Source organism: Candidatus Avedoeria danica (assembly GCA_016703025.1).
Lineage (GTDB): Bacteria > Chloroflexota > Anaerolineae > Epilineales > Epilineaceae > Avedoeria > Avedoeria danica.
Genome location: JADJCV010000004.1, coordinates 1,093,090 through 1,111,662 on the forward strand (window position 1 = coordinate 1,093,090; position 18,573 = coordinate 1,111,662).

The following is an 18,573-nucleotide window of genomic DNA, read 5'->3' on the forward strand; positions in this document are numbered from 1 at the left end:
GACACGCGGATCGGGTCGGTGTTGCAGGGCGATTGCCGGCCACGGCAGTTTGATGCGATTGTCGTGGTCGATGTTGCGACAGACCGCCTATACTTGTTTGCTTCGGGTTTGCTTCGGGATTCGGAATCGAGGCAGGAGCGGACATATCAAAGGGCAAGCTGCACATGCCGCCACGTGACCGAGGAACGACCGACGCGCTCGGCGTCCGATCATGGGTCGCGCCTCGAAGTTGGATCGCGCGCCGGACGTTGGCGCGCCTTCAAGTTGCGGCGGTACGTGCCTGCTGTGTCCTACTCGCCACGATCGTCCTCGGCGCGCTGGGACCGCCCCGCGTCCGCGTCGCGCTGGCCATCGGCACCGCGCCCAGCCTCGGCACCGCGGCCAGCTTCGCCGTCCTGGGCGGCAGCGCGGTGACGAACACCGGTCCGACGACGGTGGTCGGCAACCTCGGCGTCCATCCGGGCAGCGCCGTCACGGGCTTCCCGCCCGGCACCGTCGCAGGGACGATCCACGCGGCGAACGCGGTCGCCGCGGCGGCGCAGGCGGACGTCACGACGGCTTACCTCAACCTCGCGGGCCAGGCATGTGACACCGACCTGACCGGACAGAATCTGGGCGGCCTCACCCTTACCCCCGGCGTCTACTGCTACTCCTCGACCGCTCTCCAGACGGGCATCCTCACGCTCGATGGACAGGGTGACCCGAACGCCGTCTTCGTGTTCCAGATCGGCACGGCGCTGACGACGTCGCCCGGCGCCTCCGTCGTCCTCATCGACGGCGCGCAAGACTGCAACGTCTTCTGGCAAATCGGCAGCTCCGCGACGCTGGATACGACGACATCGTTCGTCGGCAACGTGCTGGCGCTGGCCAGCATCACACTGAACACGGGCGCCACGCTTTCGGGCAGAGCATTGGCCCGCACCGGCGCCGTTACGATGGACGACAACGACATCACGCGCTCCCTGTGCGCCGCGACGGCCACGCCGACGCTAACCACTACCGCCACCCGCACCCCGACGCGGACGCCGACGAACACGGCCACCCGAACCGCCACGCGCACGCCGACCCCCACCCGCACGCCCACGCGCACACCGACGATCACGCCGACGCGCACCGCCACGGTGACGCGATCGCCCACGCCGCTGCCGTCAGCCACCCGTACGGCGACGCCGACCCGCACGCCGACGCCCGTTGTCGCACCGGCCACCCTCATCGCGTCGGCGATCGACTCCAGCGCGATGGTCGGCGGCGAGGCGCTCGGCGTGCTCGTCCCGCGAGCGCCAGATGCCCGGACGCAGCCGACGACGCGCCGCGAACCGGACAGCTTCTTTGTCCTCCTGGCGGCGTGGGCTGTGGCCGTGGTATTGGTCTTGGTCTTGAGGTGGAAGTGGCCCGTTTGCCGTTGAAGCGGCCGCAGCCGGCGGCGCGCGCCGTGCAGGACATCCCTGTTTCGACGCGCATGCGGGATCCCTTCGCGGGGTTCGGCGTCGTGGCGCTGGGGGCGCTCGTCGCGGCGCTCGGGGCGTACGTCGGCGCCGGACACCCGTTGTGGCGCCCCGCCCGGCGGGCCGTTCTCATCGATGAGCTGGCGGTGTTCGCACCCCATCCGGCGTTTGTGCGAGAGATCGGGGCAACGCTCGACGAAGCAGGATACGGGATGACGTACGTGCCTTCCCAAGAAGTGACGGTCGAACGCCTGCGGTCGGTGCCGGACGATCGGGCGAACCTGATCATCGTGCGGGCGCACGCCGCTCTGATCTTCGACCGCGGCCGGTGGACGGACGATGCCGCCCTCTTCAGCAGCGAGCCCGTCGATCTGGCGACGTTCGACGTGAGCGGGTTGCGGGCGCTTGATCCGTCGGCGCTCGACCGGCCGTCCATTCCGGCCGCGGGCGCGGCGCCCGTCGGCGCGTCGCAGCTCGGTGCGGCCGCGGCCGCCGCCCTGATCCCGGTGCGCCGCGATGTCGGCGAAGACCGGCGACCCTACCTCGGTCTCGGCGCGCGATTCGTCCGCGACCATCTGCGCGGCCGCTTGCGAAGCGACGCGGTGGTCGTCTTGATGGGCTGCGACACGCTCCGCGGCCGCGGCCTATCGGAAGCGTTCATGTCCCGCGGCGCGCGCGCGGTGATCGGATGGAATCGCGAGGTGTCCTCCGCGCACACGGATCGCGCCACGGCATCCCTTGTCGCCCATTACGTCGTCCACGGCGACGTGGCGGAGGCCGTCCTCGCGGCGACGGTCGCGGTGGGGCCGGATCCGAAGAGCGGCGCGCATCTGGTGGCGGCGATGCGCTGACCGGCGCCGTCACATCACATCCGGCGACGAGCCCGGATCCGTTGGCGTTGCCGGCGGCGAGGGCCGGAGAGCGCGGTGCGGTTGCGGCCGCGATCCAGGCCGCGCTCGCCGCTCCGGCGGCCGTCGGCGGCTTCGGCAAGCCCGTCCATCCGGGCCGCGCGGTCGGGCCGTACAATCCGCTTCGCACTTGGTTGTCCTTGGACGTCCTGGCGCAGCCGTACCACCCGCTGGGAAACCGGCTCGTCTACAAGGCGGGGTGCCCGTAGGCCCCGTCTTGCGGCGCACGTTCAACGCCCGGCGCGCTTGACCGCCCGGAGACTTCAGCCTCCGGGCGGAAGCGCACCACGCTCGGCCCAAGGTGAACGTACCGTTGCCGCGCAGTCGCCCCACCGGCGACCGCTACGCCGCGCCGCGCCGCGCCGCAACACCCTCCGCAATGCGTCGCCCGAACTCCGCGTCGGCCTTGCGGAAGTGCTCGACGGAACGCTCGATGATGTCATCGCGCGAAACTTGCGACAGGCTGTCGGCGATGTTGTCGACGAGTCGCTGCTGCGCGTCCGGCGCCTGCAGGCGATAGAGGTCGCCCGCCTGCTTGAAGTCGTCCACCGCGCGCGGCACCTGCGGATAGTGTCCCGACACACCGGTCACGCTCAGACCGGCGAACATTTCCTCGTCCGTCTGGATGGGGCCGTCGAAGCTGTTCGGCTCGTAGTTCTTCAGCCGCCCGCTCGGCGCGCCGATCGGCATCGCGCCGTCGCGGCCGTAGTTGTGCACGCCGTCGACCGCTGCTTTGGCGCTGTTGACGGGCATGTGGGCATGGTTGATGCCGAGGCGGTAGCGATGGGCGTCGCCGTAGCCGAAGAGGCGCGCCTGGAGCATCCGGTCCGGCGACGGGCCGATGCCCGGGACAAAGTGCCCCGGATCGAACGCCGCGTGCTCGGTCTCGGCGAAGAAGTTGTCGGGTGTGCGGTTCAGGACGAGCTTGGCGATCGGGATCAGCGGGTAATCCCCGTGCGGCCAGACCTTCGTGAGGTCGAACGGGTCGATGCGGTACGTCGCCGCGTCGGCTTCCGGCATTACCTGCACGTTGAACGTCCAGGACGGGAACTCGCCGCGCTCGATGTGCTCGTACAGTTCCTGGTGGCAGTACTGCTGGTTCTCACCGCCGACGATCGCCGCCTCCGCGGACGTGAAGTTCTGGATCCCCTGGTCCGTCTTGACGTGGAACTTCACCCAGAAGCGCTCCCCGGCGGCATTCACCCACTGGAACGTGTGCGAGCCGAAGCCGTGCATGCAGCGGAACGAGGCCGGGATGCCGCGGTCGCTGAACAGGATCACGAACTGATGCGTGGCCTCGGGTGAGTGCGAGAAGAAGTCCCAGACGTTGTCCGGCTCCTGCCGGTTGGTGTACGGGTCCTGCTTCTGGGAGTGGATGAAGTCCGGGAACTTGATCCCGTCCTTGATGAAGAAGATCGGCGTGTTGTTGCCCACCAGGTCCCAGTTGCCGTCTTCCGTGTAGAACTTCATCGCGAAGCCGCGCGGGTCGCGGGCCACGTCCGGTCCGCCGCGCGACGCGGCGACGGTCGAGAAGCGGATGAACATGTCTGTCCGCTTGCCGACCTTCTCGAAGACCTTCATCTTCGTCCACTTCGGCACGTCGGGGCTCGTGACCTCGAGGTAGCCGTACGCGCCCGTGCCCACCGCGTGCACGATCCGCTCCGGGATCCGCTCGCGGTTGAACCGCGCGAGCTTCTCGATGAGGTGCTGGTCCTGCAACAACGTCGGCCCATGGGGGCCGGCGGTCTGCGAGTTCTGGTTGTCGACGACGGGCGCGCCGCTCTCGGTCGTCAGCTTGGGTCGTTTGGCCATGTCGGACTCCTATCGGGTTTCGTGCGATCATTTTGGCAGGACTTGCGCAGAAGCGTCAATGCACCACGTCGGGCGACGACCACGCCTCAACCTGCGCTTCCATCTCCGCCTGCGAGTCGAACCGCGACCGGTCGTAGCAGCCGAGGGAGAGGACGTCGTGCCGCCGATGGACGAGCGGAGGATGAGGTTCTTGAACGTGACGTTGTGGATCGTGAGGGGTTGGAGGAGAATGGTCGGCCCTCACAGGCGGTGCAGCACGGCGGGCCGTGATCGGCCGCCGTGGCATGGGTCCGGCGAGCCGTGGCTTGCGTCCGGCGAGTATATTTCGTGCACGGGTATCGAACAATCGATACCGGTCGGAATGGAGACGAACGATGCATCCGCTTGCCACCTTCCGCCTCCGACGCGCCGCAGCCGGGGCCATCCTCGTCGGCGCCGCCACGTTCGTCGCCGGCTTCCTCGCGGCGCCGCCGGCCCGCGCATGCAGTTGTCTACCGCCCGTGCCGCCCGTCGAGGCGCAGGCGGCCGCCGACGCCGTGTTCCGCGGCACCGTGCTGGCGGTGGTTTCGAACGACCTGGGCGTCAGCGCCACGCTGCGGATTCGAACCGTCTGGAAGGGGCCGACGCCACTCCAGCTGAAGATCCGGACGGCGACGAACTCGGCAGCGTGCGGCTACCCATTCCGTGTCGGCGACGACACGATCGTCTATGCCCACGGCGAGGCGGTGGGCGCCCCGACCGATCTGTACACGACGAGTTGCGACCGCACCGGCGCCTACGACCCTGCCGAAGCCGCCGCCCTCGGCGCGCCGCTGTACGATCGCCCGGCCGACGACCCGCCCGTCCCGAACTGCCCGCGCTGTCCGATCCCGTCTGCCGCCGGCGCGCTGGCGAACGCCGACGTGGCGTTCCTCGGGCGCCCGCTCCGCGTCCAGGACGCGGGCAGCGACGGCGGTTGGGAACGGCGCGTCCGCTTTCGTGTCCTCGGCGTGTGGAAGGGCGATCCGCCGGCCGAGGTCGACGTCGTCGCCCCGTACGCGGCATGGGCGTGCCGCGGGGAGCACTGGCTGGACGACGACGCGGGCGCACTGGTCTTCGCCCAGCGCGCCGCGGACGGCGGTCTCACGATCTCGATCTGCGGTCGCCTGGACCGATACGACGCCGGGGATGCCGCGTCGCTCGGGCCGATGACGCCTGTTCCGGTCGCCCTGCTCTACATGCCGTTGGCGACGCGACTTTCACCCTGAAGGGCCGCGCGCGTGGCAGCGCCCGTGCCCCTCGGCCGATGGCGCCGGCCGGGCGTGCGCCTCAGCGAGCCCCGCCGAGCAGGTCCGCCAGCCCGCCGCCGCCGAGCATGTCCTGAATCGCCGGCATGAGCCCGCCCAGCTCGCTCGCGTCGAAGCCGCCCTGCTGCCGCTGCTTGCCGAGCTGGCCCATGATGATCGGCGCCAACATCGCCAGCGCGGCGCTCACCGTCGACGGGTCGAGGCCGAGGCGGCTCGAGATCTCCTTGACGATCGCCGATTCCTTGCCGCCGAAGACATGGCCCAGGATCGCGCCGCCGGTTTTCGTGTCGGCCTTGCCGAGGTAGCCGACAAGATCGTCGAGAATGCTCCCGTCGTGGTCGGCATCCAGCGCGCCGTTCAGCAGGTCGGCGCCCATCGCCGACTGGGCGTTCCCGGCCATGCCGGCCATCAACGCCGGGACGGCGCGGTTCACGATCTCGCCGGCGGCCGTCGGATCGATCCCGAGCTGGGCGGCGATCTGGTTCACCGCAGCGGGGTCGATCTGGTCGAGCATCGCCTGAAGTTGGTCGGGGGTCATGTCGATCTCTCCTGGATTGGGGGGAAGGCCAGCGGGGCGGGTGCGCCCGAATTGCATCTGCGCCTTGTTGGATCGGCGCGGCCGCGCGTATTGTAGCGCCGCATGCGCACGCCACCGACCGGCATCGTCACGTTCCTCTTCACGGACATCGAGGGCTACACCCGCGGCTTCGAGGCGGCGCCCGAGGCGATGGCCCGCGCCGTGGCGCGCCACGACGCCTGCGTGCGGGGCGCGGTCGAGTCGGCCGGCGGGGTCATCTTCAAGACGATCGGCGACGCATTTCAGATCGCGTTCGCCCTGCCGCAACAGGCGCTCGCCGCGGCGGTCGCGGCGCAGCGCGCCCTGGCGGCCGAGGACTGGTCGGCCATCGACGGCCTGCCAAGCGGCTTGCGCGTGCGGATGGCCGTCGACGTGATCGTCGCCGAGCCGCACGACGGCGACTACCGCACGCCGCGGCTCAACCGGATCGCGCGGCTGATGGCCGCCGGCCATGGCGGCCAGGTCCTGTTGACGGGTGACGCCGTCGTCGCCCTTGCCGACCGCATCCGCGCAGGCGTAACGCTCCGCCCGCTCGGCGCGCACCGCCTCAAGGACTTGCGCGAGCCGGTGACGGCCTTCCACGTCGTGGCGCCCGACACACCCGACATCGCGACGCCCCTCAAGACCGCCGGCCCGCTCACGACCCGCGACCGGATCGTCGTCGTCGACCCGCACGCCGGCGAAGGGGCGCGCGTTGGCGGCGCGGCCCGACCGTCCGGTGCGCTGTTCGCCGATCTGTTGGCGGTCGTCCGCGGCCAGGCCGAGACGGCCCAGATCAGCTTGGCCGAGGTGAGGCAGCTCATCGGACACCGGCCGGCCGACGAGGCGGAGTACCGCCTCATGCGATTGGCCGAGTGGAGCCAGCCGCGGTACCAGTTGGACAGCCGCTTCGTGGCGCTTTCGATGTGGGTCGACCAGGGCGAGCAGGCCGCCAAGGACCGCTGGGTGGCCGCACCGGAGCGCTACGACGACCTCGGCACCCTCTTGCGCACCGTGCCGGACACGGCGCTCGTCGTCCTCGGGCCGCCGGGCAGCGGCAAGAGCACGTTGCTGCGGCGGCTCGAGCTCGATCTCGCGATCGACGGGCTTCGCGTGGGCGGCGACCATACCGTACGCGCCCCCCTCTCGTGGTTCGTTCCGCTCAACCAGTACCGCGCCGACACGGACGCGGATCCGGCCGATTGGCTCGCCGATCGCTGGGCCGCTCGCTACCCCGCCCTGCCGCCGATGCGCGACCTCATCGCCGCCGGCCGGATGATCCTCCTCCTCGACGGCCTTAACGAGATGCCGCACGCTTCGTCAGACGAGTACCGCCGCCTCGTCCGACGCTGGCAACGTTATGTCGCCGAAATCGCCCGGAGCGCCCCCGGGACGCGGGTCGTGTTCAGCTGCCGCAGCCTCGACTACAGCGCGCCGCTATCGACGCCCGATCTGCGCGTGCCGCAAGTCGTCGTCGAGCCCATGTCCGACGGCCAGATCCGCGAGTTCCTCGACGCGTACGCGCCGTCGCTGGCCCTCGAGCTCTGGACCCAGCTGACGGAGCGCGGCCAGTTGTCCCTGGTGCGCTCCCCGTTCCTGGCACGGCTGCTCGTCGAGCAGGCGCTGCACGAGGGCACGCGTGCCACGAGCCAGGCGGCGTTGATCACCGGCTTCGTGCGGCAGGCGCTGCGGCGTGAGATCGAGCTCGGCAACGGCCTGCTCGAACCCGACGCGCTCTTGACCGAGCGCGACGTGAATCGGATCACGGCCGGTGGGTGGCCGGGGGCCTACGATCTGCCGGAACGGGGCGCACTTATAGGCGCGGTGGCCGGACTGGCGCACGCAATGCAGGCCGGCCGCACCCGGCCCGACGGCGGCCAGGTGCGCATCGACTACGACGCCGCGCTCGCGGCCGTCGCGCATCCGCGGGCGGCGGACATCGTCCACGCCTGCATCGACCTTGGCTGGCTGGACGAGGACACCGGTGCGGACGAGGTCCTGTTCAGCCACCAGCTGCTGCAGGAGTACTTCGCGGCCCGGGCGTTCGCGGCGCACCCGGACGTCGAGCGGCTGCGAACGGCATGGCAGGCGGCGGATGCGGGCGCCGGCCTCGACGACATCGTCGCCCGCCTGCCGGCCGCCGATCCGCTGCCGCCGTTGCCGACCACCGGCTGGGAGGAGACGGCGGTCATGGCGGCGGCGATGGGCGACGATCCGGCAGCCATGGTCGGCGCGATGATGGATGTGAACCTGGCACTCGCCGGGCGCTGCGCCGCGCAGCCCGACGTGCTGCCCCGACTGGGCGCCGATGTCGTCGACCGGATGCGGCGCGCGCTGGCGGATCGCAGCCGCGACGGCGCCGCCGACCTGCGCGCCCGGTTGGCGGCCGGGCTCGCGCTCGGGCCGCTGGGCGATCCGCGCTTCGAGCGGCGCGCGGGTCCGCATGGCGCGTTCCTCGCGCCGCCGGTCGTGTCGCTGCCGGGCGGCGAGCACGTGCTCGGAGACGACGCGCCGATCCACTTCGGCGAGCAGGTCTGGTCGGACCATCAGCCGCGCCACAAGGTGGTCCTCGAACCGTTTGCCGTCGGCCGATTCATGGTGACGAACGCCGAGTGGGCATGCTTCGTGGCGGCCGGCGGCTACGACGACGAGTGCTGGTGGGACACGTCCGTGGGCCGTGGGTGGCGCCGCGGGGAGGGGACGGAGGCCGCGGCTCATGCCAACGTGCGCAACTGGCTGGCCGTGATCCGGGCGAACCCCGGCATGCCCGCCGAGGAGCTTGCCCGCGGGCGCTGGAGCGCCGAGATCCACGAGCGCTGGCTGCGGCGGCTGGCGATGACCGCGGCGGAGTTCGAGGCGCACCTCGAGGCGTCGTTCCCCGGGCAGCGCAAGACCGAGCCGCAGTTCTGGCGCGACGCCCGCTTCAACAACCCGGCGCAGCCCGTCATCGGCATCAGCTGGCACGAGGCCCGCGCCTACTGCGCCTGGCTTCGCGCCCAGACCGGCCAGCCGTTCCGCCTCCTGACCGAGGCCGAGTGGGAAGCGGCCGCGCGCGGCCCGGCCGGCCGGCGATTCGCGTACGGCGACACCCTGGATCGCTGGCGGGCGAACACGATGGAGACCCACCTGCGCCAGGTCGCGCCGATCGGCCTCTTTCCCGACGGCGACACGCCCGAGGGGCTCGCGGACATGGCCGGCAACGTCTACACTTGGACGAGCACCGCCTGGGGCGCCGACCCCGAGACGTCGGCCTTCCCGTACCCGTATGCCGCCGACGACGGCCGTGAGGCCGCCGACACGGCGCCGGACGTCCAGCGGATCATCCGCGGCGGCTCGTGGTACGACGACCACCCGACATCGCTCGTGTACGCGCGGAACAACGCGTACGCGAGCGATCGGCGGCGGATGAGCGGGGTGGGGGTGCGCCTTGCGCTCGGCTGATCGCCGGGCAGGGCATTCGCCGGCGCTTGTTCGGAGCAGCTGGCCGCTATATCACTGCCGCTTCACTGCCTTCACGACTTGCAGCGTGATCACGTAGATCATCCCGCCGCCATATCCCCACATCATGTTCGCTTCGCAGCACGGCGTGAGGCGAACGATGCTGTCGCCCCAGCTGCGCAAGATCAGGGTCGTACGGACTGTTGGCTGCTCTTACCCCAGGTAGTCGTGCACGTGAGCACGGCCTTCGCGGGGCAGCACTCCACTCACAGTTCGCACTTGATCTTCATCATGGCGGACACGGTGCTACCGCCCTTTCGGACCGCCTGCGTCATGAGCGCCTGCTCGATCACTGGCAGTTGGTCGACGCCAAGCGCCTGAACCCCCTGACCTCGAGTGAGTGCCACGTCACGAGGTGCGATACAACCGACTGGCTTGCTCTCCGGCGCTGCCTGTATACTCGCCGCCGACCGCGGCGCAGCGGCGGCCGCGCAGCCGCGCCCACCCGTGCTCGAAGTGCATACCCGTGAGGCCATGTTCGCAGACTCCGACGCCGAAATCGTCGCCGCCACGCTCGCCGGCCGCACGGAGCGGTACGGCGCCTTGGTGGAACGCCACCAGCGCCGCTTGTTCCTCTCCCTGCGTCAGCTCACCGGCAGCGACCGCGACGCCGAGGAGATTGCCCAGGACGCGTTCGTCCGCGCCTGGGAGAACCTCAAGCAGTTCGACCCGGCCTACCCGTTCTTCCCGTGGCTTTCCCGCATCGCCGTCAACCTCTGGCACAACCGGACCCGGCGCGTGCGGCGCGAAGTGCCGCTGGACGACGGCGGGCGGGATGACGGCACGGACGGTGACGCAGCCGACGAGTGGCGCTTTGCGGACGACGCCCCCTCGCCCGACGTGCTGGCCGACGCCGTCGACGTGCGTCGCCGCGTCTGGCTGGCCGTCGACGCCCTGCCGGCCGACGCCCGCGAGATCGTCGTGATGCGGCACGCGCTCGAGTTGTCGTACGAGGAGATCTGCGCGGCGACCGGTCTGGCGATGGGGACGGTGAAGAGCCGGCTGTCGCGGGCACGGGCGGTGCTGGCGGGGGCGTTGGGGGACCTGGAGGCAGCCGAACGTTGATCGTCGCGGCTACGACGATCCGTTCTCTCTCAGTCGCCGCGCCTCCGCCTGCAACCCCTTGAAGAACTCGCTCTCCGTGATCTCCGCCACGCTCTCCGCCCGCCGCGCCTGATCGATCTCGACGCGCAGCGCCGCGAGCGCGCGGACGAGCTCGCGCTCCCGAGCGCGGACGGTGGCGAGCATGGCGGTGAACGAGGCGACGAAGCGGGCCGTGTCGTCGTCCTCCGCCGCTTCTGCCGCGGCGGCGATGGCCGCCTGGGCCTCGTCATAGCGGCCGTCGGCGACGAGCTCGGCCCAGGCGATGAGGTGGTCGATATGGCGCAGGTTGCGGCGCAGGCGGCCGCCGGTCAGCGTGAGCAGGCGCGCCGCCAGCGCCGGCGAGCGGGCGAGCGCGTCGATGAAGACCGCGCGGCGCAGCACGTGCAGCGTCGCATCGCTCGCGGCGGCCACGCCGGCCGTGCGCGTCCCGCCGTCCAGCAGCGCCAGCTCGCCGAACGTGGCGCCGGGCCCGAGGCGTTCGAGCACGACACGGCGGCCGTGATCGTCCGCCAGGTAGGCCTCGACCGTCCCGCTCTGCACGACGTAGAAGGCATCCCCCGGATCCCCGGCCTCGAACAGGACATCACCGGCGGGCACGGACACGCGCTCCCAATCCGACAGCGGAACGCCGAGGTCCGGCAGTGGCACCGTCATCCGTCCACGCCCGCCGGTCGGGGCGCCACGCGCCTAGCCACCCGTCCGATCGTCCAGCAGCGCCCACAGATCGATCGGCAGCTCCCGCGTCTGCCGCTGGCCGAAGTCGACGTTGTAGCGCCGGACGCTGCCGACGTCCTCGGCACGCGCGAACCCCTTGGCCTCGAGGTCCGCGAGCAGACGACGCGCCTCGTCGACGCCCACGCCAAGCGCGTCGGCCGCGTCCTCGGCCGCGACGTCGCCCTTGCGGGCCACCCACTGGACCAGGCGGCGCAAATCATCCGGCAGCTCGATGAGATCCTCGGGGCTGACGCCGGCGCGGGGCGATTCGCGGTCCATCGCCTCCTGCATGCGCGCGAACAGATCGTCCATTCCGTTCCTCCCCCTTCGCGGGCCCGTCAATACAGCTCGGGCATCGGGATCGGCGCGGGATGGGGCCGGCACGTCTGGCACCACAGCGCGTTCGACACGGCGATCGCCTTCGGCGTCTGCGCCTCGCCGACATACACCGTCAGGACGTAGACGTGCGGCCGATAACAGTCCTCGCAGATCAGCCGGCCGCAGAACGGACAGATGCCGATCGGCTCGCCCTTGCAGCGATGGCACCTCATGGGGTTGCCGTTCGCGGTGGCGTCGGCCCAACCGGCGACGTCGTCGTCGACGGCGCCCCCGTCATCGCGCCGACGACGTGCAGTGCCACGCCACGCAGCTCGCTCGTCAGCGGATCGTCCGGATACCGCACGCCGAACAGCTCGGCGCTCGACAGCCGCATGAGCGCGTCGCTGTGCGGCAGCACCGCCAGCACCGGGCAGCCGTACGCCGCCTCGACGTCGCGCTTCAGCGCCGCCAGATCGGTCCCGTCGGGCACCTTGTTCACGACGATCGCGAGTTCGGGCACCTCGAGCCGCCGCGCCACGTCGATCGTGACGCTCGTGCCCTGGTAGTCCTGCTGGTCGGGCCGCAGCACGACGACGACGCAGTCGCTGATCGCCACCGAGAGCAACGTCTCGGGGTTCAGACCGGGGTGGGTGTCGATGAACAGCGCATCGAGCGCCAGGGCCGACTTCAGGCGGCGGAAGCCGTCGTTCAGCCGGCCGACGTCGAATCCCTCGCGCAGAACCTTCGTGATCGCGCCCGTGTTCAGGCTGCCGGGCACGAGGAACAGCCCCGGCCCGACCTCCGCCTCGGCCACCGGGTAGGCCGCCTCCTCGATCGCGCACTTGCCCCACAGGTAGTCGTTCAGCGTCGGCCCGGCGGGCGTCGACGACCACCCGAACGGGACGTGCAGCCCCGGCGACTGGATGTCCGTGTCCACGACGCCGACGCGCCGCCCTGCCTGCACCGCCAGTGCCGCCAAGTTGGCCGTCAGGTTCGTCTTGCCCGTGCCGCCGCGATAGGAATGGATCGAGATCGTCCTGCCCATGCCGCCCCCTGCCGAGATCACTGCGCCCGCTCGTCGAGCGTGTCCCAGAGATTATCCGCCCCGTCGTCGGTCGCCGCAACCGCCTCGTCCAGCCGCGCCCACAGCGTGTCGTCCGCGGTCGGCCAGACGGCGCGCACGTAGGCCATCACGTATACGCCGATCGCCCGCTGCGCCTCGTCCATCGCGCGCTGCAGCGCGGCGGCCTCGACCTCGAGCCGCTCCTTCAACGCACCGGCCGGCGCCAGCGCGGCAGCCTGCCGCTTGAGGCCGAACCGCGCCTGCAGGCGGAGCAGGTCGCCGACCTCCGCCGCACGCGCGGCCCCGAAATGCGCCTCGACCGGCGCGAGCAGCGTGCGCACCTGGCGCAGCCGCTGGACGGCGCCAGCCTCGGCCTCGGTGACGCCGACGTCGGGCGCCAGCGCCTGTCGCAGCCACGACCGCTCCTCGTGCAGACCCTGGACGATCATCGCCGCTACGGCCGCGACGCCGCACAGGCCGAGCCCGATTGCGCCGTAGACGCGCACGGCCGGCGACAGAACGTCCACGGCCGCGGTCCAGCCGTTGAACGCCACGTGCAGCACGATCGCCGCCGCAAGCCCGCCCGCCAGCGCCACCGCGCGGCGGGCATCCCGCCCGAACCGCCACCGCCCGAGGGCCACGCCCACCAGCGCACATGCCGTGCCGTGCATGAGCGACGCCCCGAACACGCGGTTGATGCTCAATCCAAGACCGTCCGCCGCCGGTGCGCCGAGCAGGTAGACGAGGTTCTCGATCATCGCGAAGCCCGTGCCGGCGGCAAAGCCAAGGATCGCGCCGTCGACGAAGTACGTGAAGCTCGGGCGCCGCACTTGGTCCACGAGGACGACGGCTTTCACGAGCTCCTCCGCGACAGGGGCCACGGCGACGATGACGACGGCCCTCGCCAGCACGCCGAGCGCGGCGCCGTTCACCGCGTAGGCGATCCCGAACGAGGCAATCCCCCAGCCGATGCACAGCGCGACGGCGCGATGGTCCGTCGAGGCGTACAAGTCGAGCCGGCGCACGACATACAGGAACAGGAGCGGGATGAGAACGGAAACGACCGCGGCCGCGATCGTCGGCACGGCGCCGGGCGGCATGCGGTTAGTACCCCACCACTGGACACGCCCGTGGTGGCCACCAGAGTGGGCAACCCCTGGACTCCACAGTAGTGGGGTACTAGCGGCGCCGGAGCCACGCGGCGGCGAGGCCGACGCCAAGGGCGACGAGCGCGACGACGAGCAGCACCGGCGCGGCGATGCCGGCCGCGGCACCGCTCAGCGAGCCGGCCGTGCCCACATCGCCGGCCGACCACAGCGCGAAGGCCAGAACCGCCGCCAGCGAACCGACGGCCACCGCGGGGCCGAGATCGATGCGCCCCAGGGCAGCCCGCAGCCGCGCGACCAGACCGACGGCTTGTGCGCGCGGCGCCCCGTTCGACGCCGGCGCCGCGCCGGCCGTCGCGGCACGGCGAGCGATGCGCTCCATGACGATCGGCACGAGGTTGGGCGTCGCCCCGGCCGTCGGCGGCTCCTGCAGCGCCTCATGAAGCGCCACCAGACGTGGGTCGTTGGCCGGCTCGGCGTCCGCGCCGGCGCCGTGCTCGCCGCCGAGACGACGGGTGCGCGCGGCGTCCGTCAAGGTGTCGAGCTTGCGGTTGGGGTCCGCCATGGCCATCCTCACCCTCGTGGGTCCGCTCCCTCAGCGCGCCGCTGCGAGCTGTGCAGTATACACACGGCGGGCGCGGCTTGTTCCGCGCCGTGCGCCGCTCACCCGACACCAAGCGACTCGCTCCGGTGTTAGGATGGGTGGGGGGCTCGGGCAAGCACGGGATCGGCGCTCGGCGCCGCAGCGTCGACGCGCGCCGCAGGCGCGACGACGGACAAGGAGCGATGGATGCAGACGAGAACGAGTACCCCCCACACGTCGCCGAACCGCTGGCACATGGCGGTGATCGCCGCCGCCGCGTTCGCCCTCGGCACGGCGGCGGGGATCTGGACGTCGACCGTGGCGCCGCATCCGTCCGACGACCGCCGGGTGCACGCGCAGGCGGCCGATCCGCGCCAAGTCCCTGCGAGGCGCGTCCATCTGCCCTTCGTACTCAAGTCGCCCCTGTGCCGCGTCGAAGGCACGTACGTCGACGTCGTCCTCGTCCTCGACCGCTCGACCTCGATGCGGCGCTCGATCGAGCCCGGAACGCTCTCCAAGAACGATGCCGCGATTCAGGCGGCGCACGATTTCGTCGGGCTGCTCGACCTCGCGCCCGACGCCTCCGGCCGGAGCGATCAGGTGGCCGTCGTCGGCTTCAACGACACGGCGTGGACCGCGCAGCCGTTAACGGACGATGCCGCGGCGGCCGGCGCGGCGCTCGACGCGATCGCCGAATCGCTGTCGGACGGCACGCGGCTCGATCTCGCGTTCGCCGGCGCCGCGGCGGCGCTGGCGGGCGCCGGGCGGCGCAGCACGAACAAGGCGCTCATCGTCGTGCTGACGGACGGCCTGCCCAATCGGGTGCCGTTCGGCCCGGGGAGCCCGTACCCCGGCAGCCTGCGCCAGGAGGACGCCGTGCTCCAGGCGGCCGCGTCCGCCAAGGCACCCGGCGCACGCGTCTACACGATCGGCCTCGGCAGCGCGACCGACATCTCCGTGGATCTGCTGACCTCCTGCGCCAGCGATCCGTCCTACTTCCACCACGCCCCGCGGCCGGAGGACCTCGCCGCGATCTACGGCCGGATCGCCACCCAGCGCCGGATCTGCGACCCGCCGCCGACCGCGACGCCGGTCCCACCGACGGCAACCCCCACCGTGACGCCGAGGCCGAGCCCGACGGCGTGCATCCCGTCCGTGACGCACACGGACGTCTCCGTCGTCCTCGACCTGTCGACATCGATGAACCGCGCGACGCGCAGCGGCCAGACGCGCTTGGACGCGGCGCTCGCGGCGGCGCGGCAGCTGGTCGGCCTGCTCCGCTTCACGCCGGACGCGCGCGGCGGATACGACCAAGTGGCGATCAGCGGCTTCCACGGCGAAGCGTTCACGGCGATCGGCTTGACACGGGACGCGGCGGCGGCGGACGCCGCACTGCAGGACTTGGCCCAGCGACTGAACCGCGGCACCCGACTCGACCTCGCGTTCGTTCAGGGCCAAGCGGCGCTCGACGCCGGCCCGCGGGGGATCGGCAACACGCCGGCGCTCGTCGTCCTGACGGACGGTCAGCCGAACGGCGTGCCGGCGGATCCGGGGCTCACGGACGCCGAGACCGTCCTCGAGCGCGCCGCGCGCGCGAAGGCGGCCGGCACGACGGTGTTCACGGTCGGGCTGGGCGATCCGGACGAGATCGATCGGGCGCTCCTGCAAGCCGCCGCGAGCGACCCGTCGCTCTTCTTCGAGGCACCGGACGGCGACGACCTCGCGGCGATCTACCGCCGGATCGCGGGCCGGCTCACGGGTTGTCCGTAGCCGCCGCGTTCGCAAAGGCGGGCCGTGGGACGGCCTTCGTCGGACAGCCCGCGTAGACGCCGCCCGCTGCCAGCACATCGCCCTTCATCACGACGCCGTGCGGCAGCAACCGGGCGCCGGCCCCGACCGTGGCGCCGTAGAACACGACCGCGTTGTCGCCGATCGTGGCGCCCGGGCCGATCCGAACGTGGTCGATCTTGAGGATGCGATCCTCGAAGCTGTGCGCCTGGAACTGGCCGAGGACGATCGCGTCGTTGCCGAAGTGGAGCATGTCGGGGTCGACGACGTGCGCGAAGCCGGGTCCAAGCACGACGCGCTTGCCGATGTCCATCCCGAACAGGCGCAGCACCGCGTTCAACCACAGCGTCCCCTCGAGCGGCGCCAGCACGCCGTGCGCCCAGATGCCCCACGCCATGTAGAAGAAGTCCCACCGCCCGCACCAGCATGACCAGAACGCGTGCTGCCCCGGCTTCACCCGGCCGAGCAGCGCCCACTTGAGGACCACCACCGAGGCGACGAGGACGGCCGCCGCCGCCAGCGTCGCGGCGGGCACGAATACGCCAAGCAGCCAAACCGCGCCGAACGGCACCGGGCGGAGGCTCGCGGCAGCGTGGGCGACGACGGCGAGCCAGCCGATCGCCACGCACGTCGGCCAGGCGGGCAGCGCGAAGCGAAGCGCCTCCCAGAACGCGCGCGTCCACCACCTGGCGGGGCCGGGGACGTGCGTCAGCCGGCGGTCGGAGGGAACGAACGCGCGCCGGGGCAGGCGAAAGGGCGGGTGGCCGAACCATGCGACGCCGTTCGGCCCGGCCGCTGGCCCGCCGGAAGCGACCGGGTCGATCGCAGCGGGATCGGGCGCGGTGGCGACGCCGACGAACAAGGCGTCGGGCCAGCGGTGGCCTGCGGCGATCACGCTGTGGTTGCCGAGAAAGGTATCACGGCCGAGCGATGTGTCACGGACGGTGAAGGTGCCGCGGTCGACGCGCGGCCCGGCCAGGTAGATGCCGTCGGCGAGAAACGAATCGGCGCCGATCGAAGTGCACTCCGGCACGGTATCGATGATCGTGCTGACCTCGCCGCCCGGCCCGATCCGCATGCCGGCGGCGCGCAGCCAGCCTCGCCAGAGCATCGAGCCCGACAGCCACGTGCCGGCCGATGCGAGCACGCCGGTCTTGAACATCGCCCGCGCCGCAGCCGCGCTGAGCCGGTCGTACGTTCCCGGGCGCACGCGCCCAACGGCGCGCATTGCCCCGACCTGGGCCGCGAGGCCGAGCACAAGGCCGAGCGCCGTCAGAACGACGGTCGCCCCCGCCAGCGCGGCCACGTCGCTCGGTGCGGTCAGCCAGTGAGCGACGTCATCGCCCGTCCACGAGGCCGTGCGGAGCACGACGGCGGCCGAGGCAAACAGCGGCGTCAGCCACAGGACAGGGATGAGCGCGCGCCCGACGACGATCAGGAGCGCGTGAACGCCCGGCGACCACGCGCGCCCGCCGGAGATCGCCGGCGGCGCAGGCGACCGGTCTTGCGGTCCGGCCGGGACGCCGTCCCAGCGCTCCCCCGGCGGGACCGCGGCGCCGCTGGCCAGGAATGACAAGGCGGTCAGCTGCCCGCCGCGGCCGATCGCCGCGCCCGGCCCGACGCCGGCCCGCACGCCGAGCGTTGCGCCGTCGGCGAGCGTCACGGCATCGACGACGAGCTCGCCCCGCTCGAACGTGACCGGTCGCGCCGCGGCGTCCTGGCTGAGCGTCACGTCGTCGCCCAGCGAGAGGACATCCCAGCCACCGCAGCTCAGGTCCACGCCGCGGTGCACGTGCACCCGCCGGCCGACGTTTGCGCCGAGCGCCCGCAGCGCAGCGGACGTCCATGCCGTGCCGGCGATGAGCGCCCACGGCACTTTGCGGGCGGCGTGCGTCGCGATCCAGTGGCGGGTGTGGAAGGCGCCCCACACGGGGTGCCGCCCCGCCACGTACCGCCCGATGACGGTCCGCTTGACGAGCGCCGCCCACCCGATGGCCAGCGGCAGCGCAGCGAGCCGCGCCCCGCCGAGCGCAATCGGTATGAGGACGAACCCGCCGAAGAGTCCGACGCGCTGCAGCAGCCAGGGCCAGACGATGAGCACGGAGGCGTAGGCCAATGCGCTGCCGGCGACAAGGTGCACGGCCAGCCAGACGGTTTGGACGGCGATCATCCGGCGGGGGGCGGAGAGCGAACGTACGGGACGGGCAACGTGGGGGGATAGTGCCGAATGGGGGGAGTGGGCTGAGCGGGGGAATGGGACCAAGGGGTCGGATGAGGAGCGTGGGATGGCTTGCGCAGCGGATCGGAGGCGCGCCGCAAGGCGAGCGACGGTCGGGGCTTCGTAGAGGTCGCGGACGCCGATTCCGGCAAGCGACGTCGGCGGATCATCGGG

The 18,573-nt window shown here is 71.8% G+C and carries 16 protein-coding genes; 7 read left to right on the forward strand and 9 right to left on the reverse strand.

The genetic code is table 11. The features are described from left to right. Positions 1 to 164 precede the first annotated feature (164 nt). From IPG72_07795 to IPG72_07805, 3 genes are read left to right on the forward strand one after another with little or no spacing between them, the layout of a single operon-like run. Positions 165 to 1,406 (forward strand): DUF3494 domain-containing protein, encoded by a 1,242-nt coding sequence (locus IPG72_07795; protein MBK6768896.1) that lies wholly within the window; start codon positions 165 to 167, stop codon positions 1,404 to 1,406. Next, positions 1,388 to 2,296, forward strand: coding sequence for a hypothetical protein (locus IPG72_07800; protein ID MBK6768897.1), 909 nt, complete (start codon positions 1,388 to 1,390; stop codon positions 2,294 to 2,296). The genes IPG72_07795 and IPG72_07800 overlap by 19 nt, the downstream gene beginning before the upstream one ends. A gap of 41 nt (positions 2,297 to 2,337) precedes the next feature. Further along, positions 2,338 to 2,562 carry a hypothetical protein gene (locus IPG72_07805; GenBank protein ID MBK6768898.1) on the forward strand — a complete coding sequence of 75 codons (225 nt, stop codon included), beginning with the start codon at positions 2,338 to 2,340 and terminating at the stop codon, positions 2,560 to 2,562. 133 nt (positions 2,563 to 2,695) lie between these two features. On the opposite strand, the gene IPG72_07810 is transcribed toward IPG72_07805, so the two are convergent. Further along, the gene (locus IPG72_07810; protein ID MBK6768899.1) at positions 2,696 to 4,165 is read right to left on the reverse strand and encodes a catalase; all 1,470 of its coding nucleotides are present in this window, start codon (positions 4,163 to 4,165) and stop codon (positions 2,696 to 2,698) included. 374 nt (positions 4,166 to 4,539) lie between these two features. Here IPG72_07810 and IPG72_07815 point away from each other — a divergent pair, with 374 nt between their 5' ends. Beyond that, positions 4,540 to 5,412 carry a hypothetical protein gene (locus tag IPG72_07815; protein MBK6768900.1) on the forward strand — a complete coding sequence of 291 codons (873 nt, stop codon included), beginning with the start codon at positions 4,540 to 4,542 and terminating at the stop codon, positions 5,410 to 5,412. 61 nt (positions 5,413 to 5,473) lie between these two features. Here the strand turns inward: IPG72_07815 and IPG72_07820 are convergent, their stop codons facing one another. After that, complete coding sequence (locus tag IPG72_07820) at positions 5,474 to 5,989, reverse strand: DUF937 domain-containing protein (protein ID MBK6768901.1); 516 nt, start codon at positions 5,987 to 5,989, stop codon at positions 5,474 to 5,476. Positions 5,990 to 6,091: 102 nt separating this feature from the next. On the opposite strand from IPG72_07820, the gene IPG72_07825 reads away from it, so the two are divergent. Both IPG72_07825 and IPG72_07830 read left to right on the forward strand, forming a co-directional pair. After that, positions 6,092 to 9,448 carry an SUMF1/EgtB/PvdO family nonheme iron enzyme gene (locus IPG72_07825; GenBank protein MBK6768902.1) on the forward strand — a complete coding sequence of 1,119 codons (3,357 nt, stop codon included), beginning with the start codon at positions 6,092 to 6,094 and terminating at the stop codon, positions 9,446 to 9,448. Positions 9,449 to 9,979: 531 nt separating this feature from the next. Further along, positions 9,980 to 10,570: an RNA polymerase sigma factor gene (locus IPG72_07830; GenBank protein MBK6768903.1), complete on the forward strand. Its 591-nt coding sequence runs from the start codon at positions 9,980 to 9,982 to the stop codon at positions 10,568 to 10,570. 9 nt (positions 10,571 to 10,579) lie between these two features. Here the strand turns inward: IPG72_07830 and IPG72_07835 are convergent, their stop codons facing one another. The 6 genes from IPG72_07835 to IPG72_07860 all read right to left on the reverse strand — a co-directional run bounded on the left by IPG72_07835 (position 10,580) and on the right by IPG72_07860 (position 14,375). Continuing rightward, positions 10,580 to 11,263, reverse strand: coding sequence for a cyclic nucleotide-binding domain-containing protein (locus IPG72_07835; protein ID MBK6768904.1), 684 nt, complete (start codon positions 11,261 to 11,263; stop codon positions 10,580 to 10,582). Between the two features lie 33 nt (positions 11,264 to 11,296). Then, complete coding sequence (locus IPG72_07840) at positions 11,297 to 11,635, reverse strand: hypothetical protein (protein MBK6768905.1); 339 nt, start codon at positions 11,633 to 11,635, stop codon at positions 11,297 to 11,299. 26 nt (positions 11,636 to 11,661) lie between these two features. Continuing rightward, a complete protein-coding gene (locus IPG72_07845; protein MBK6768906.1) occupies positions 11,662 to 11,874 on the reverse strand; it encodes a hypothetical protein in 213 nt (70 codons plus the stop codon). Then, positions 11,871 to 12,686 carry a MinD/ParA family protein gene (locus IPG72_07850; GenBank protein MBK6768907.1) on the reverse strand — a complete coding sequence of 272 codons (816 nt, stop codon included), beginning with the start codon at positions 12,684 to 12,686 and terminating at the stop codon, positions 11,871 to 11,873. The genes IPG72_07845 and IPG72_07850 overlap by 4 nt, the downstream gene beginning before the upstream one ends. 17 nt (positions 12,687 to 12,703) lie before the next feature. After that, positions 12,704 to 13,804, reverse strand: a complete 1,101-nt coding sequence (locus tag IPG72_07855) for a PrsW family intramembrane metalloprotease (GenBank protein MBK6768908.1) — start codon at positions 13,802 to 13,804, stop codon at positions 12,704 to 12,706. A gap of 79 nt (positions 13,805 to 13,883) precedes the next feature. Further along, positions 13,884 to 14,375, reverse strand: a complete 492-nt coding sequence (locus tag IPG72_07860; protein MBK6768909.1) for a hypothetical protein — start codon at positions 14,373 to 14,375, stop codon at positions 13,884 to 13,886. A gap of 225 nt (positions 14,376 to 14,600) precedes the next feature. On the opposite strand from IPG72_07860, the gene IPG72_07865 reads away from it, so the two are divergent. Continuing rightward, positions 14,601 to 16,163 carry a VWA domain-containing protein gene (locus IPG72_07865; GenBank protein ID MBK6768910.1) on the forward strand — a complete coding sequence of 521 codons (1,563 nt, stop codon included), beginning with the start codon at positions 14,601 to 14,603 and terminating at the stop codon, positions 16,161 to 16,163. Here IPG72_07865 and IPG72_07870 read toward each other — a convergent pair. Beyond that, positions 16,147 to 18,351 (reverse strand): hypothetical protein, encoded by a 2,205-nt coding sequence (locus tag IPG72_07870; GenBank protein ID MBK6768911.1) that lies wholly within the window; start codon positions 18,349 to 18,351, stop codon positions 16,147 to 16,149. The genes IPG72_07865 and IPG72_07870 overlap by 17 nt on opposite strands. Positions 18,352 to 18,573: the final 222 nt, after the last annotated feature.

Bases quoted from the DNA above. Each gene is read 5' to 3' on its own strand.
- IPG72_07795 (MBK6768896.1), top strand. From the start codon at position 165: ATGCCGCCACGTGACCGAGGAACGACCGACGCGCTCGGCGTCCGATCA.
- IPG72_07810 (MBK6768899.1), bottom strand. From the start codon at position 4,165: ATGGCCAAACGACCCAAGCTGACGACCGAGAGCGGCGCGCCCGTCGTC.
- IPG72_07815 (MBK6768900.1), top strand. From the start codon at position 4,540: ATGCATCCGCTTGCCACCTTCCGCCTCCGACGCGCCGCAGCCGGGGCC.
- IPG72_07820 (MBK6768901.1), bottom strand. From the start codon at position 5,989: ATGACCCCCGACCAACTTCAGGCGATGCTCGACCAGATCGACCCCGCT.
- IPG72_07825 (MBK6768902.1), top strand. From the start codon at position 6,092: ATGCGCACGCCACCGACCGGCATCGTCACGTTCCTCTTCACGGACATC.
- IPG72_07830 (MBK6768903.1), top strand. From the start codon at position 9,980: ATGTTCGCAGACTCCGACGCCGAAATCGTCGCCGCCACGCTCGCCGGC.
- IPG72_07835 (MBK6768904.1), bottom strand. From the start codon at position 11,263: ATGACGGTGCCACTGCCGGACCTCGGCGTTCCGCTGTCGGATTGGGAG.
- IPG72_07840 (MBK6768905.1), bottom strand. From the start codon at position 11,635: ATGGACGATCTGTTCGCGCGCATGCAGGAGGCGATGGACCGCGAATCG.
- IPG72_07845 (MBK6768906.1), bottom strand. From the start codon at position 11,874: ATGAGGTGCCATCGCTGCAAGGGCGAGCCGATCGGCATCTGTCCGTTC.
- IPG72_07850 (MBK6768907.1), bottom strand. From the start codon at position 12,686: ATGGGCAGGACGATCTCGATCCATTCCTATCGCGGCGGCACGGGCAAG.
- IPG72_07855 (MBK6768908.1), bottom strand. From the start codon at position 13,804: ATGCCGCCCGGCGCCGTGCCGACGATCGCGGCCGCGGTCGTTTCCGTT.
- IPG72_07860 (MBK6768909.1), bottom strand. From the start codon at position 14,375: ATGGCGGACCCCAACCGCAAGCTCGACACCTTGACGGACGCCGCGCGC.
- IPG72_07865 (MBK6768910.1), top strand. From the start codon at position 14,601: ATGCAGACGAGAACGAGTACCCCCCACACGTCGCCGAACCGCTGGCAC.
- IPG72_07870 (MBK6768911.1), bottom strand. From the start codon at position 18,351: ATGATCGCCGTCCAAACCGTCTGGCTGGCCGTGCACCTTGTCGCCGGC.